Raw genomic sequence first — 15,667 nt, forward strand, 5'->3', positions numbered from 1 at the left:
TTCTGCAAAAGGCACAAAAAAGAAGCCATGGACAGAATGCCCATGACTTCTTCATCACCATAATGGAAAACAGTTGCAGCTTGAAGAAGCTACGACTCTAGTTTCCATCGCTAAATTAGCGGAGAACAGCCTATCCGTACCGAGTCATTCTGACTCTTCACAGATACGCTCCTTCTCCTATGTTGCCCGTATGAGGCCGATGAGACAATGAGCTGCATATGCAATTGTGTGTGTGCTGTGTTGTGATTTCTGTTGCGTGTAGTTCCAATTGTAGACCAGCGTCATGACTCGCGACCTCCCTTCGTAAATGATATATACAATATTAAGCGGATTTCTTTCCGTGTGTCAACCCTATTCTTGGAAATTAAAATAAGCTCTGCTATCTGCTACCCTAAAGAATCTCATAGCTCGTCAACATGATGCATAACAAAAAGGCAAGACCCGCTGTAAGCGAATCTTGCCTTTGTCCTATCCAGTTCACCTGTTATTTCAAGCAAACTTAAGCTTACTTTCCTGCTTGCTGCTCCAACTCTTCGACCGGATTTTCGTTCTCTTTTTCCGGTACTTTGGAAGAGAAGAACCAGCCGCAAACGGCAATGGCAATCAGGACAATATAGAATCCGAATTTCCAAATTTTATTTTCTGGAAAATGCTCATCCAGTACGCCCAGAGAAGGGTGTGCAAGTGTGATAACTGAAAGCTTAACTCCAACCCAACCTACGATAACAAAAGCAGCTACTTCAAGACCAGGACGGGAATGCAACAATTTAACGAAGAAGGAAGCGGCAAATCGCATAATCACGAGACCGATGAATCCTCCCAAGAAAATAACGATAAACTGTCCGCCGTCCAGACCACCAATAGGTGCTAATCCACTTGGCGGCAACGCAACAGCAAGTGCAACAGCGGCCAAGATGGAGTCTACAGCAAATGCAATGTCCGCTACTTCTACCTTGAAGACTGTCATCCAGAAGCCAGCTTGCTTCTTCGGTTTCTTCGGGGACTGATCAGCAGCTTCATCGGTTTTGTTACGACTACCCATTATCTTCTTAACGATATGGTTGATGGAGATATACAAGAGATACAGCGCACCAATCGCTTGAACCTGCCACACATCAACGAGGAACGAGATTAGGAACAACGATCCCAAACGGAATATAAATGCTCCTAACAAACCATAAAACAACGCCTTTTTGCGTTTATCATCTGGTAAATGTTTAACCATGATCGCGAGCACCAATGCATTATCTGCTGCCAGCAATCCCTCCAGGACAACTAAGACGGCAAGTACCCATCCATACTCCAATAATAATGACAACTCCAAAATTGACTCCTCCTTAGTATCCTTATGATGTACAAAAAAAAGGACCTTTACCATCGCTGGTAAAGATCCTTTTTATCCACAAAAAGAGACCTTTACCCAGCATAAAAACTTGGTAAAGGTCTCGCTAACAACAAATTGCTGCCAATAAAGCCGGGGATAAATCCCGAATTGACGACTTTACTGTGAAAGCTACTCCCCTTTAACATCAGGATATGTAGTTTTTAGATGAAACAGGCTTCAATAACCTGTTCCCATCATATTCATAACGTTAATTAAAGTCAAGCTTTATTTAACGAACCATTTTGCGAAAAACCACAAAGTCATATACAAAATTTCCGAGCGGAATAAACGAAATGAAGAATAGCGCCAATGATCGGCGTATACGCCATTTTTGCGAAGTATGCATGCTGACCACAATCAGCAGATACAACAAGAAAAGAAAACCATACAGATTACCAAACCACGTCACAGCCTGCGGCATAATCCCGGCATTCTTCAATGGAAAAGCAACAAAAAGCAATAACAAATAAGAGAGTCCCTGCAACCACATTAGCAATCGAAAGCGACCCATTGTTGAATGTAACATGTCTTTCCTCCTGGCTTCATACCTATACCTAAATATGATCTCATATTCAGTACCATTGCATCCAACCAGTATACCACATTAAACATTGCTTACTCCCAACTACGCTCGGTGGGAATGTTATCCATAGCATAAGCTTTTGAACCAAAAGCCTTAGTAGCACATAGGATATGACGAAGATTGTTTACGCTGGAGGGACAAGGAGGAGACAGGTTGATGAAAATAGCTATGGTTGCACCGGAAAAACTTCCTGTACCTGGAAACGGATCAGTCGAGATCTGTATCTTAGGTATCGCTCGTGAACTCGCCCTCCGGCATGAAGTTACCATCATCAGTCGTGAGATGCCAGGTCTGCCCACAACGGAATATACGGAAGGACTGACCATACGGCGTTTGCCTGCCACCAATACGGAGCAATATACCAAAGCTGTTATCCGTTTATTGAAACACCATACGTTTGACCTGATTCAAGTCGACAATCGACCACGCTGCATGGCTGCCATCAAACAAAACCTTCCTCATACTCCTGTGATTCTCTACCTCCATTCTCTTACGTTCGCACAGCCAGGATCAGCACGTCTCGCGTTGATGCGACAGGCCGATCTAATTGCTGTCAACAGCCTCTCACTCAAACAACGCCTCAGTCGTCGATTCCCTCAATTAACAAGTCTCATGTCCGTTATACCATTAGGTGCGGATCTGGAACGCTTCAAGCCTGCTACAGTGATTGAACGACAAGATCTCCGAACGGAGTTTAAACTATCAGAGTCTTTCTGCGTCCTCTATGTTGGCAGACTCATCCCTGGCAAAGGGATCGATGTCCTGATTCGTGCAATCGCACGTCTACAACAACACATATCGGTCAAACTCATTATTGCAGGTAAAGGGCCACCCCAATACGTTCGTAAACTGCGTCAATTAGCCAAAAAAATGAATGTTCGTGCTTCTTTTCGCGGTCAGATTGCGCATAAACGAATCGATCGTTTATACCGAGCTGTGGACTGTCTTGTGTGTCCATCCCAGCAACATGAAGCTTTTGGACTGGTGAACGTTGAAGCTATGGCCTCAGGTATTCCGGTAATTGCTTCAGACAATGGGGGTATACGAGAGATCATTGAGTCTGGGCATAATGGTTATCTAATACATCCATATCATGAGCCAGAGCCTTTTGCTATAATTCTGTATAAACTAGCCGTTAATCCAGCGCTGGCTCACTCCTTAGGCGAAAACGGGAGAGCACACGCCATCCATAAGTTTAGTTGGGAGCGTACGGCATTACATCTAGAAGCCGCCTATACCCGGCTAATTCGCGAATAAAAGCGAGATAAATCAAGCCTTTTCTCGTGATTGCCAGCCTGTTATAAATGTGTCCATATGCGGAACGGGAACCTGTACAATCTCAATTAGCTCTACGATAATCATGTCCTTCATCGCAAACCTTACCTTTGCGCAGGTCTGTTGACTGAAGATGTCATAGAAGTCCGAACCTGTCCAACAGCCGTGAGGAATCAGACGGGGATCATTAACAATGTATCCTACCGTTCCAATCGGGGGAATGACGACTTTAATTGCATGTTGATCCCTACGATTATCAGGATCCTTGACCAGAAACAACATGTCTCCTACATGCAAAGCCCCAACACCATGATAGTGTTCCATCCCATACATGGCTGCGAATAACTCTTTACTCATGAATCATACTCCTTTACGTTTTCTCTTCAGTTCACATGGGAACTTAGGCTTCCCGATCATAATGCTTCAACCATTGAGTTAATTGATTACGAATTTCCTTACGGAATTCACGGGGCTCTAGCACTTCAGCTTGAGGCCCGAATTGATATAGCCACTTCAGAAATTCACGACTGCTGTTCAACGTCACTTCGAATAACAACCCACCATCGGGCGTATCTGTCATACGAGGACGAACAAACATCTCCTCTTCTTTTATGTAAGGGGCTATTTTATCCGAAAATTTAACTTTGAAATGGATATGTTCGTCCCCACGGTCAATAGACCATGTGTGCTTCATGTACTGCGTTATGTTGAAATCACTTTTGTCAAAATGATTGTTGATCCGAACCACGTCAAGAAATCGACTGATTCGAAATAGACGCACCTTTTGCAGCAAATGACAATAACCAATTAGATAAAAGCGTTGATCACGCGGTATAAGATAATAGGGGTCAATGTCCCGAATTGTGATTTCATTATTCGTCAATGTATGGTACTGCGTTCGAATCGTTTGTTGATGAAGAATAGCTTCAATAATCGGAATTAACAAATTGGGATCTTTACCTTCTTCCCGATAGGCAGGAGTGCCCATACGAATAATACCTGCAATATCTTCCACAATTTCACTGCTTTTTGCATTCGATCTGGAATGAGCAGACATCACTTTATCAAATGCAGAATCGAATTCAAGAGGCAGCTTAGAGGTATCCACGACAGATGGAAGCATGGAGAAAACCATCGCTTCCTTTTCCGTAAAATCAAGAGGATACATGGAAAATCCCCCAATAAAACGGTAACCTTTGCCATAACCTTCATTTGTTATAGGGGCAACCCTGTCCAAAATCCGTAGGTCACGATATATTGTGCGTACCGTTGTATTACATTTTACAGCCAATTCTTTGGCTGTAATACCGGGATTTGCTTGTATAGCCTGAAGTATACGTAGCAGACGAATTAATTTCTCTGTCATGTAGTTTCTCCCCTTCGATACTTTATCGGCAAGGAAAACTAGTTCCTTTAGTACACTGGTAAATCTTTAGACCCAATTCACTTTCGCAATTTCACCACTAACATCTAGTTCTCTTGCACTTATAACGCTATTCCAATATACATTCTCTTACTTGCTTGCGTAAATTAATAATTCAAAGTCCTTTTACCTGTGTCTGATTACCTATATTAATTTTCACAAAAAAAGCCTTGTCTCTTGATCAAGAGACAAGGCTTGAGCCTATGAGGTATGTAGCGCTACCAATTGGGTTAAAGCATCGATCATGTGCTCAGCAAGTTCTGGGATATCTCCCATCTGTTCCTCGTTCACATTACGGTCAAAATAGACTTCGGCGGAGACAGAATATACTCTTGGCTCCTCTTCATATTCATACTGGAGCTTCAGGATTATACTCTGCTGCGGCCAGCTCTGCTGTAATATTGTACGTATTCTCTCACAATCTGGATCAGGCTGTACAATCTTCATCGCGAACCGAAGTTGCAGACGACAGCCGGGCACTCCATCCGGCTTCTCCAATATTTCAGCTGCAATGGCTTCAAGAGAAGAGCTTAACACGACTTCTCCGGTCACTTCAGGATGTGCACGTAAACTGAATTGCAATACAAACTCTCTGGACATGCTCGCCATCTCTAGGCGATCTCGACGATCCGTGATAAGAATGAGCTCATCTAAATTATCGAGGTCATAGAGCGTATTTTCGAAGCCCACTTTCAGATTATCAAATACGATCGGATCAAACATGATACATACCTACCTTCTTTTCTTTCAACTTAACCTAAACTCAGCCATACCTATATTATAAACGCACAAGCACTCTGATGCGTTACAACCCGTCGTTTCAACATTCATGGCTACATCTGGTCATTCTGCTGAGGATTGTTCATCCGAGTATTACACTCTCCTGTCTTAGTAACTAAGAATAGCCCAGTCCAATGGACTGGGCTTGAGTAAGGTTAGCATCCCGCAGGATTTTATACCTTGCTTATTCTTCTGTAGACTTCTCTTCCTCAGCCGCTGGTTCTGCTTCATCTGCAGAAGCCGTAGGCTCTTCCTCAACCGCTTGTGGCGGCATCACGGAAGCAATAATGGAATCAGGTGACGTAATTAGCGTCAAGCCTTTATCCAGTTTGATATCAGCAGCCGTTAGACGATCACCGATCTCCAGTCCACTTACATCTACCTCGATAGAAGTAGGCAGGTCAGCAGGCAATCCTTCGACCTCCAACTGAGTTTCCTGTGTCTGGAATACGCCGCCTGCTTTCGATCCAGCAGCTGTACCTTGGAAATCAAGCGTTACACTTACACTGATTGGTTTATTCTTAGAAATCTGCAGAAAGTCTACATGCAACAGACGTCCGTTACGCTCCTGTTGATCCTTGATCAACACCGGAACTGTTTTGCCACCCTCTACATTGAGGTTGAACATTTCAGAGCGTCCTGTGCGCGCTACCTTCAGCATTTCTTTTTCATCTACATGTATTGGGGCGCCATCTTGTCCTGGGCCATACACGACAGCCGGAACTCGTCCGCCCTGTCTCAACAGGCGCAAGGCTGCACCTTTCTTTTCAGTTCTTGGGGTTGCCGTAAGTTGAGCCATTTTTCCGTTGGATTTCATGATTGAACATCCTCCTTCAAGGGATCCCTACTTCATATTGGTTTGAGGAAGCCAGATGCTTCGCAATTAAACCAAATGGGTCTTTATATTCTGTGGCCTAATTAGGAGCCATATCTATATTTACCCCATTGAAAGAGGATCTCAAACATTACTTGTACATTTTTTTGATTTTTGACTATAAGAATCTCCCGTTAGCATCATAAATGGAACTGACTCAATTATTGGATTGTATCCGCTATTTCAATTAATGTTTTGTAATCATATAAGGGTTCGAGGTTGTTATTTTTGCCTGCAACCAGAGAGTATGTTAACCCCTCATTCCTCCAGTAAATGGCACTGATATGATCGTTTCCCTGATCCCAGGTTTGCGAACCGTTCGCTAGTTTTTGCCCTTTCTTTCCATGGGGAGACGTTTTAACCTTTGAGTTAGTGATCATCATAATCAGGTTCAATCCTTGTTCTGTATTGGCATACGTAATTTCTACAGCATCATATGGGTCATTGGTAGCTAAAATCCTTATCGATTTCTCAGTCGTTTGGAATGGAACTGACGGTTCTTTAATGTCAAATGGGATCATGGCTTCTGCCTCTTCAATTGTTATTTCGACTGGAGGCTTCAGATCCGAATCATAGGTCAGTTGAGGACTTTCCCCGTTATGTAAGCAGGAGGACAATAGAATTGGAATCATACAGAGGAGCAGCAATTTACTTACAACCTTCATTTCATCACCTCAAAAATAGAATCGTTACGTTCATTACGCTTTAAATCGCTGGAAAGTTCCATAATTTTACCAATTCAGTCTATATCGTGCACTATTGTCCATATTTTATTGCCGGTTATCTATAATCTGTTCGAGAGATTAATCAGCGTAGCTCTAGGTATAGCAAAAGCAGCCGGAATCACTCCCGACTGCCTGCACAACGTGGTCTTACATTACATGCTGCCAATTACAACTAGATTGAATTATGCACTATCCTGTTCATCTTCTGTATTCGCCCGAATAACTTGCATCTGATCTGATCCACTGCGCACGATGATTTGCACATCTCCATCCTCAGGCACGATATCCACATAACGGTCTCCGCACGTATCTTTGGCCTCCCACTCATTCAGTCGAATGATCAAGCCGAGATGATGCAGACCTGCGGCAACACGGAATCGAGCTTCTGCCACATTTCCTACACGTTCCAAAGGAACGGCTCCATCCTGCATACCTGTGCCCCAGACCCACACATCCCATCCTTCATAGCGCTGATCCTCTCGTTCATATCGAAGGGTAACAACGCGTGAGATTTGCTTATGCACCTTGGTTGTGACGGAGGCACGAATCCCACCTGCCTCAGCTACGATATCGCTTGATCCAGGCGTCAGCGCACGAACAATACCAGCAGTACTAACGGCTGCTACTTCCGGATTCGATGAGCTCCAACGAAGCTTGGTTCCGTGAAGAGGCTGACCAAATTGATCTAGAACCAATGCTCGAAAACGGCTAATGCGTGTGGTGTACATAATCGGCTCACCCACGATCTCAATTCGTTCAGCATAGCGTTGCTCCACCTGTAATGTAAAGTTCGAAGTAAGCTCACCACAGTGAACGGTGATGGAGGCTTCTCCCGTCTGCACAGCCTGAATTGCACCATTCGACTGGATACGCATCACATCAGGATTAGAAGAAGTCCATCGTACTGCAGTGTTCTTCACGACATTGCCTAGAAGATCCCTCACGACAGCTCTTAGCTCTGCTGTCTCCCCAGGACTATACACCTGGCGTGGGCTATTAATCTCGACCACTGCCGGTTCTGCAACACATGCACGCTCTGTATCATATAGCACCATCAACGACCACCGCTCGACAGAGACGCTAGCATTAACGGTTGTGATCGGCTCCGTACCCGCATGTTGATCATTCACCACCACATGCCAGTTTCCTTCCGGCAGATGAATCTGCTGCTGATTAGCGGAACCGTTGTAGATGACGATAATCTGATTCCAAGTATCTTGATTCGCGCCATCGTGGAGCATAAAAACAACAACGTTGCCCTCAGCACGCATAATACGCAGATGATTCCGTACCTGCTGGGCTTCGATCATTCGAAAAGCCGGGTGTGTACGACGCAGATGGATTAAGCCACGATAATAGTCAAAGACAGGACGGAACTTTGCTTTATTTGCCCAAGTGATTGCATTAACTGCATCTCCACTACGATAGCTGTTCTGATCTCCTGCTTTGGAACGGAGCATTTCATCACCCGCATGCAGAAAAGGGATCCCCTGAGAGGTCAATATAATGCCTGACGCTATTAAGGAGCGACGAACCATCTCATGATCTAAGACACGATCCCCTTGAATATATCGGTAGGGGTTGGCTGCTTTTACCGCAGATTCGGCACTGCCACCTTCCACAGGCTGACCATCCTTCCACGTCGGAAAACCGAGTTCATGTCGAAGATTCATCGTTGTTGCAATTTTGTCCCACAGATTGAGGTTATCATGCGCCGTTATATAGTTGACCGTCTCTATAGGTGATGATGTAAAATCATCCAATGCTCCTGCTACTCCTGTGATTAGATCATATTCTTTACCTGCAGCCCCTGTAGCGAATCCGGTGCCCGTTCCGTCACTATCTCCTTTAATGGCACTTCGAAAATGATCATTGAACACGGCAAAACCCTGGCCCCGCTGTGTTCCTTTGAGTGTCTTTCGCTCTAACGGTGAGTCTCCCCCCGTCCAAGGTTCACCATAAATCAACATCGACGGGTCGATATGCTCCCGCAGCTCACGTGTTAGTTCATTCATCGTTTCTGTATCAATCAATCCCATTAGATCAAAACGAAAACCGTCGATATGATACTCTTCTGCCCAATATAAAAGAGAATCAACGATATATTTTCGCACCATAGGACGCTCGGTAGCCAGCTCATTACCCACACCTGATCCGTTGCTCAGCGTACCGTCCGCACGATGACGATAGTAATATCCAGGCACGATGCGTTCGAATGGCCCTTCCTCTATGCTGTACGTATGATTGTATACAACATCAAGCACCACACGTATTCCTTGTCGATGTAACGACTGTACCAACAACTTGAACTCCCGAATCCGAACTGCTGGATCATGCGGATCTGTCGCATAAGAACCCTCGGGTACATTATAATGTTGCGGATCATATCCCCAGTTATAAGGTACTTTAGCCGCCGGAGTAACTTCGGAAGCAACCAATTCATTTACCGTCTGATAATCGGCTATAGGCAGCAAGTGTACATGTGTAACGCCTAATTCAGTAAGGTGGTCTACGCCGATGGAATTGCCCGCATTATCTGTCAGTCCCGAAGCAGTGAAGGCAAGATACTTCCCCTTATAAGGAATGTTAGCATGTGGATCTGATGAGAAGTCACGTACATGTAATTCATAGATCACAGCATCTACCGGGTGCAGAAAAGTAGGCTTCACATCCTGCTCCCAATCGACCGGGTGGGTATCCTCCAGATCAATAATCGCTGTCCGCTGCCCGTTGGCAGATACTGCCCGAGCATAAGGGTCTGCCACCACTTCTATTCGCTGATCGGCATGGGTGACCTGATACATGTAATAATAGCCCGCCCAGTTCCCTTCAAGCTTCAAGCTCCATATTCCATCAGGCTCTTGAGCCATCAAATGCTCTTGGCCATCTGTATGTTCAGTTACCTTTCCCTTTGCATCATAGATCCCAGCACCTTCAAAAAGGAGTAGTGAAACCTGTTGTACCGTTGGTGCCCACAGTTTAAAGAAACTTGCAGCACGAGTATATGTTAAGCCAAGATCGTTGCCATCATAACGAAAAGATGTCCATTCCGGCATCGTTCCCACCGCCTTTATATGCATGAATTTCATGTTGTCCCGATGTTACGGAGTGGGACACCATTTGTCAACCCAGGGTTGTCTGATACTCAACATATCGGTTTATGCTCGCTTTTGATGAAGTGCACCTCTGGGCAAAGTTTCATCGCCCTTAGCAATCGCTTTCAAAATACAGCATATGTAAACAAGCGCCATAGATTGACAGCATTTGTACCTGTCCAGACGAAAAAGGCATGAAATGTTCAAGATGATCCTGATCCAACACGCTCCGTCACATGCCGAAAAGCCCCTCTTCCAAAGAAGAGAGGCAGATCTTTTCCTATTCCTATTCTATCTAGTGATTACGTTTATGAGCAATACATAACTGTCATTGAGATGGCCGGAATGCTGAGTTCTCCACCTACTACTGTACGGATTATATCCGTGCCCGCTCGTCCTTGCTCCACAACCACATGCCATTGTGCTGACGGAATGGAAAGTGCTCGACTTTCTTTCGCAGCGTTATAGGCAACGATGACTCGTTTCCACGAATCGCCTGATGCTGTGCCGAATAGCTCATATGCCAGAACACCCTTGTCCTGTTCAAGCAATCGTATACTCTGCTCAATCTCTCCACGGGTACGAAGGCGAAAAACAGGATGCTCGCGCCGCAGACGAATCAAACCGCGATAATAATCAAATACCGGCTTGAACTGCTTTTTGTATTCCCAACGGATCGCGTTAACTACATCTCCGCTCTCGTGGCTGTTAGCGTCACCAAACTTGGTACGCAGCAATTCATCACCAGCGGCCAGAAATGGTATACCTTGAGAGGTCAATACAATGCCATTGGCAAGCAAACATCGCCGTACCATTTCATTCTCTAGAACATGTCCAGCTTCGACCTGCTTATACGGGCTCGCTTGTTGTACCGCTTGCTGCACATTGTCGCACCCTTTGACACTACCGTCCTCATCATAGCTGATAAAACCGAGTGTATCCTCCAGCCCTTGCGTATACGCAACCTTGTCCCACAAATTAAGATTGTCATGCGCGGTAACATAATTAATGGTTTCTGTCGGAGCTGAAGTAAAATCAGTGATAGCTCCCCTTACGCCAACCCACACGTTTTCTTCCGCGCCTTCTGCACCCGTTGCAAACCCTGTTCCTGCACCATCACTATCTCCCTTGATGGCTCCGCGAAAATTATCATTAAAGACAGCAAAGCCAGACTCACGTTGATCACCCTTAAGCGTCATACCTTCTCCAAGAGGCGATTCCAGTGCGCCCCAAGGTTCTCCATATAACAGGATAGATGGTGAGACCTTCTCATGTAGGTCTGCCGCCAGACTTTTCATCGTTGCTGTATCTATGAGCCCCATTAGATCAAACCGAAACCCATCCACATGGTATTCCTCTGCCCAATAGCGTACAGAATCCATAATGAATTTACGCACCATATGACGCTCGGTCGCTACTTCATTTCCTGTTCCCGACCCGTTACTATATGTACCATCCTCCCATTGACGATAGTAGTACCCTGGATAGAGCTTCTCAAATGAACTTCTCGCAGTGTCGAAGGTATGGTTGTAGACCACATCCATAATGACGCCGATCCCCTTTTGATGCAGAGCCATCACCATCGATTTGAACTCTCGAATTCGAGTCTCTGGTTCATCCGCCCGTGTTGCATAAGAGCCTTCTGGCACATTGTAGTGGAGAGGATCATACCCCCAATTATAATTAGATCGATCGGAATTGGATGTATCCACCTGAGCTTCATCTACTGTAGCAAAATCAAATACGGGTAGCAGATGCACATGTGTAATGCCAAGCTCAGCCAAGTGATCAACACCGATGGAATTACCTTCTGAATCCAGTAAACCCGTCTCGGTAAAAGCCAGATATTTGCCCCTATACTTCATCCCAGATGAAGGGTGTATCGAGAAATCCCGCACGTGTAGCTCGTACAACACCGCATCCACTGGGCTCGCGAGTTCTGGCCGAACATCTTCTTTCCATCCCTCGGGATCTGTATGCTCCAGTCTGACGATTACCCCCATCTCTCCATTCATAGTGACAGCCCTAGCATAAGGATCTACAGCTACCTCGCGTCTTCCGTCCCCGAAGGTAGTCTGAATCATATAACGATAACCACACCAATCACCGCTCATCTCGACGTGCCAGATGCCTTGAGCTTGTTTATTCATGGGAATTACTTTAGGTTTCAATTGTCCCGAACGATCGGAATATTCTTCAGGACTTCCGTCTGTAGATGGGGGATATAACAACAGCTGAACTTCAGAAGCCTTCGGTGTCCATACTTTGAAACTACATGACGCTGATTGCATCGTAATACCTAGATCGTCTCCCTCATATGTATCGTTTACATCCTCAACATACCGTTGATCCTCGTATTCATATTGTTCTATCATGTCTTTGTACTCCTCTCTGTGGGCATCAAGTTGATTATGCTATATAAGTGCTCCTCTACTCTTATACCCCTTCCACAGTCCATTCATAATAGAAACGAATAAAAAAGGTTACGAATCCGAAGATTCGCAACCCTTATTTTAGAACGTAGATGATAAGCGCACGGGGTACGCCTCCATTTTATAAACTACGAATCAATTTCATAAATCACTGAAAATGAATTCACTTGCCGTTCAATTCCTTATACGATGCTTCAAACTCTGAGATCAGTTGGTCACCACCGGATTTCTTCCAGTTTGCCACTTCCTGCTCCCAGCCTGCATCATCTAGTTTACCCATAATATACTTGGTTTGGGCATCCCAGATCATCTGATCTAACTCTTGACCTCTCTCAGTATAGATTGCAGAAGAGAGTGTCAGCGCAGGGTTCGGAATTGCATATTGTTCATTCTCACGTGCCATCTTCGTACCCTTCATACCAATAGGTACGTCCACGAGTTCAGCAACATTATAGCCCTCAATACTTAGAAGATTGTCACGGTAAGGCTTCACTTCCCGTTGATATGCATCAAAGTCTTTCAGCTCCGTTTTGCCATCAGCAGTCTCGGTATAGTGCACATCCTTCAAACCGCGTAATTGTAATGTACTAAGCTCTTCATCCATTAGCTGATCCAAGAAGGTGAGTACCTTCTTCAACTGCTCTTCATCAGGTACGGCCGCTTTTGGAATGACAAGCATACCATAGTTACCTGGTTCCCCAGCGATACGAATTCCATCTGGCCCTTCAAATGGAGCGACATCAATCTCTCCATCCGGTGCATTCGGTGTGAGACGTTGTTGGGATGACTTGCCGTTCTGAGCTACCCCGTTCAGCTTCATGCCAATGAGCCCGGAATCCATCTTTTTGTCCGCATCCGATGGATCAAGCGCAGGGAAATCACTGTTAATGAGCCCCTCGCTGAACAACTTCTTGAACAGCTTCATCGTGTCTACATACTGTGGAGTCATGAACTCCGGTGTCAGTTTACCTGAGTCATCCACACCCCATTTATTTACGCCTCCGATACTTACCGCAATCCGTGTAAATGGGGAAGATACGCCTTCATTGTACCGCTTGAACAGCAACGCACCATAGGTGTCCTCTTTGCCATTTCCATCAGGATCATCCTTGCGCATGGAATGCATCACGTTGTACCAATCATCCAATGTTTTGGGGATTTCCAGATTCAATTTATCGAACCAGTCCTTACGATATACAATCGCGGTACGGCCGATATCACGGAAATTAGGGATACCGTAGATTTTGCCTTCTATTTTGATATTCTCAAAATACGCCTCGGATTGGGCAGACAGGTTCTTATAATCCTTCAGGTAAGGGCCAAGTTCCCAGAACAAGCCTGTTTTGGCTGCATTAAAAGTAGTCGGTACATAGTTCACCCGCATAATGGTGGGCATCTCACCCGAAGCAACCATGACGTTTACTTTATCATCAAAAGCAGACTGCGGAATCCATTGCACATTCACATCAGTTCCCGTGTATTCCTCAATCTTTTGCTCAATCCCGTTCTCCTTCGCAGGTACATCACCTACCTGCATTAAAGAGATGGAAATGGGAAACTTGCCTTCTCCCGTCGCAGCGGGTGCTTTCTCTCCCCCACAACCTGCGAGCAGTCCTGCGGACATTGCACCAATGACAACCAATCCGCTTAAACGAGACATCCGTACTTTTGGGCTCATGAACCATCTCTCCTTTTGGATAACCTAATTATTACATGCCTCCATTAACTAGAAGATGCTCACGGGTGTAGGAGCCATATGATGGATTGAAGCAAAACCAATAAATGAATGCGCTATCATAAATGTTCTGAAGAAAAGAACGGGAGTGTCTGAAAACTCCGAAGGACGCAGATTTTGCCGAAATTTTCGTTCCAAGCCAGGAAGTTTTCCGCAGGCGTGCCGGGGCACGTCAAGGGAAAGTGACGAAGCAGGGGGCGAAAAGGCGGTAAAAGATGCACTTCAGCGAGTTTTCTGACACGACCTAGCATGTAGCTAGTTCCATCTCCACTCCTGCAAGAATAAATGGAGCGACCGATTTCGGATCATTAATCCGAATGGATTCTGTTACATAATACTCGTATGAACCATCACGATAAGGACTACCGCCAAGACCAGCTCCACCATTACATTGCGTTAAGGAGAGTACGCCTTCTCGATCCGTTTGCAGCAAGTGCTGTAACAGACCTTGATATCCCTTTTCCGCAATCGCCTTGAATTTACCACTCAGATATCCCTTGCGTACACCTTTAGCTAAGGCATATACAAACATGGAAGTCCCCGATGCTTCCAAGTAATTGCGCTCACGGCCTGGTTGATCCAAGAGATGCGGCCATAATCCAGTCTGTTGATCCTGAACATGTACAAGCGCATTAGCGAGTCGTTCGAAGATACCTACAATCTGTCCACGCTGTTCATGATCCATTGGCAAATAGTCCAATGTGTCTACCACAGCCATCACATACCAGCCGACAGCTCTGCTCCAGACATGGGGAGAACAACCCGTCTCCCCTGAGCTCCAGCGCTGCTCCTTACTCTCATCCCAAGCATGATATAACAGACCGCTCCGCGGATCACGCGTACGTTGCTCTACCAAGAGCAACTGTAGTGCTGCCTTATCGAACCACTTATCTTGACCTGTTACGGCTCCATATTGCGTTAGGTAAGGGGTCGCCATATACAACCCATCTAGCCACATTTGGAAAGGATATATCTTTTTGTGCCAGAACCCACCTTCGCTTGTACGCGGCTGGCCTTTGAGCTGTACCATGAGTAGGTCAGCCGCTTGGCGATACTTCTCCTTTCCCGTTTTGTCTAAGAGCAGAAATAACGATTTGCCTTGATTAATCTGATCCAGGTTATATTCCTCAACACCGTAGGTTCGAATCGTACCATCTTCCTGCACGAAATGATCCATCAGTTCCTGGATATAATCAAAATACTTTTGTTCCCCCGTATGGGTATACAACTCTTCTAATGCTTTTAATATACAACCATTCTCATAATGCCAGGTGGAGTACAAGTCATGGCTACGATAACTTTCCATGAACTGTTCAGCCATTCGCACTGGCGTAAATTGTAACGTTTCTTTCATGGCGCTC

General features: G+C 45.3%; 12 protein-coding genes. 1 reads left to right on the plus strand and 11 read right to left on the minus strand.

Annotated elements, in window-relative coordinates:
* Positions 1-505: 505 nt before the first annotated feature.
* Positions 506-1,324, minus strand: coding sequence for a TerC family protein (locus tag V6W81_RS22200; RefSeq protein WP_145046881.1), 819 nt, complete (start codon positions 1,322-1,324; stop codon positions 506-508).
* Positions 1,325-1,613: 289 nt separating this feature from the next.
* Positions 1,614-1,910, minus strand: coding sequence for a DUF3817 domain-containing protein (locus tag V6W81_RS22205; RefSeq protein WP_145046883.1), 297 nt, complete (start codon positions 1,908-1,910; stop codon positions 1,614-1,616).
* Positions 1,911-2,123: 213 nt separating this feature from the next.
* On the opposite strand from V6W81_RS22205, the gene V6W81_RS22210 reads away from it, so the two are divergent.
* Positions 2,124-3,224 carry a glycosyltransferase family 4 protein gene (locus V6W81_RS22210; RefSeq protein WP_338540425.1) on the plus strand — a complete coding sequence of 367 codons (1,101 nt, stop codon included), beginning with the start codon at positions 2,124-2,126 and terminating at the stop codon, positions 3,222-3,224.
* Positions 3,225-3,236: 12 nt separating this feature from the next.
* Here V6W81_RS22210 and V6W81_RS22215 read toward each other — a convergent pair whose 3' ends face one another.
* From V6W81_RS22215 to V6W81_RS22255, 9 genes are all read right to left on the minus strand, one after another.
* Positions 3,237-3,599 (minus strand): HIRAN domain-containing protein, encoded by a 363-nt coding sequence (locus V6W81_RS22215; RefSeq protein WP_239288596.1) that lies wholly within the window; start codon positions 3,597-3,599, stop codon positions 3,237-3,239.
* Positions 3,600-3,642: 43 nt separating this feature from the next.
* Entirely contained in the window at positions 3,643-4,608 is a 966-nt protein-coding gene (locus V6W81_RS22220) for a helix-turn-helix transcriptional regulator (protein WP_056701351.1), read from the minus strand.
* Positions 4,609-4,866: 258 nt separating this feature from the next.
* Positions 4,867-5,388 (minus strand): hypothetical protein, encoded by a 522-nt coding sequence (locus tag V6W81_RS22225; RefSeq protein WP_338540426.1) that lies wholly within the window; start codon positions 5,386-5,388, stop codon positions 4,867-4,869.
* 241 nt (positions 5,389-5,629) lie between these two features.
* On the minus strand, positions 5,630-6,262 hold the full coding sequence (locus tag V6W81_RS22230) for a 50S ribosomal protein L25 (protein ID WP_239288605.1): 633 nt from the start codon (positions 6,260-6,262) through the stop codon (positions 5,630-5,632).
* 218 nt (positions 6,263-6,480) lie between these two features.
* Positions 6,481-6,984: a hypothetical protein gene (locus V6W81_RS22235; protein WP_338540427.1), complete on the minus strand. Its 504-nt coding sequence runs from the start codon at positions 6,982-6,984 to the stop codon at positions 6,481-6,483.
* A gap of 242 nt (positions 6,985-7,226) precedes the next feature.
* Positions 7,227-10,100 (minus strand): type I pullulanase, encoded by a 2,874-nt coding sequence (gene pulA / locus V6W81_RS22240; RefSeq protein ID WP_338540428.1) that lies wholly within the window; start codon positions 10,098-10,100, stop codon positions 7,227-7,229.
* Between the two features lie 347 nt (positions 10,101-10,447).
* Complete coding sequence (gene pulA, locus V6W81_RS22245) at positions 10,448-12,514, minus strand: type I pullulanase (protein WP_338540429.1); 2,067 nt, start codon at positions 12,512-12,514, stop codon at positions 10,448-10,450.
* Positions 12,515-12,734: 220 nt separating this feature from the next.
* Positions 12,735-14,249 carry an extracellular solute-binding protein gene (locus tag V6W81_RS22250; protein WP_338540430.1) on the minus strand — a complete coding sequence of 505 codons (1,515 nt, stop codon included), beginning with the start codon at positions 14,247-14,249 and terminating at the stop codon, positions 12,735-12,737.
* 301 nt (positions 14,250-14,550) lie between these two features.
* Entirely contained in the window at positions 14,551-15,660 is a 1,110-nt protein-coding gene (locus V6W81_RS22255) for a glycoside hydrolase family 88/105 protein (RefSeq protein WP_338540431.1), read from the minus strand.
* Positions 15,661-15,667: the final 7 nt, after the last annotated feature.

The sequence above is a fragment of the Paenibacillus tundrae genome (genome assembly GCF_036884255.1).
Classification (GTDB): domain Bacteria; phylum Bacillota; class Bacilli; order Paenibacillales; family Paenibacillaceae; genus Paenibacillus.

Coding starts and splice junctions, on each gene's coding strand:
- V6W81_RS22205 (WP_145046883.1), bottom strand. CDS start 1,910: ATGTTACATTCAACAATGGGTCGCTTTCGATTGCTAATGTGGTTGCAG.
- V6W81_RS22210 (WP_338540425.1), top strand. CDS start 2,124: ATGAAAATAGCTATGGTTGCACCGGAAAAACTTCCTGTACCTGGAAAC.
- V6W81_RS22215 (WP_239288596.1), bottom strand. CDS start 3,599: ATGAGTAAAGAGTTATTCGCAGCCATGTATGGGATGGAACACTATCAT.
- V6W81_RS22220 (WP_056701351.1), bottom strand. CDS start 4,608: ATGACAGAGAAATTAATTCGTCTGCTACGTATACTTCAGGCTATACAA.
- V6W81_RS22225 (WP_338540426.1), bottom strand. CDS start 5,388: ATGTTTGATCCGATCGTATTTGATAATCTGAAAGTGGGCTTCGAAAAT.
- V6W81_RS22230 (WP_239288605.1), bottom strand. CDS start 6,262: ATGAAATCCAACGGAAAAATGGCTCAACTTACGGCAACCCCAAGAACT.
- V6W81_RS22235 (WP_338540427.1), bottom strand. CDS start 6,984: ATGAAGGTTGTAAGTAAATTGCTGCTCCTCTGTATGATTCCAATTCTA.
- pulA (WP_338540428.1), bottom strand. CDS start 10,100: ATGCCGGAATGGACATCTTTTCGTTATGATGGCAACGATCTTGGCTTA.
- pulA (WP_338540429.1), bottom strand. CDS start 12,514: ATGATAGAACAATATGAATACGAGGATCAACGGTATGTTGAGGATGTA.
- V6W81_RS22250 (WP_338540430.1), bottom strand. CDS start 14,249: ATGAGCCCAAAAGTACGGATGTCTCGTTTAAGCGGATTGGTTGTCATT.
- V6W81_RS22255 (WP_338540431.1), bottom strand. CDS start 15,660: ATGAAAGAAACGTTACAATTTACGCCAGTGCGAATGGCTGAACAGTTC.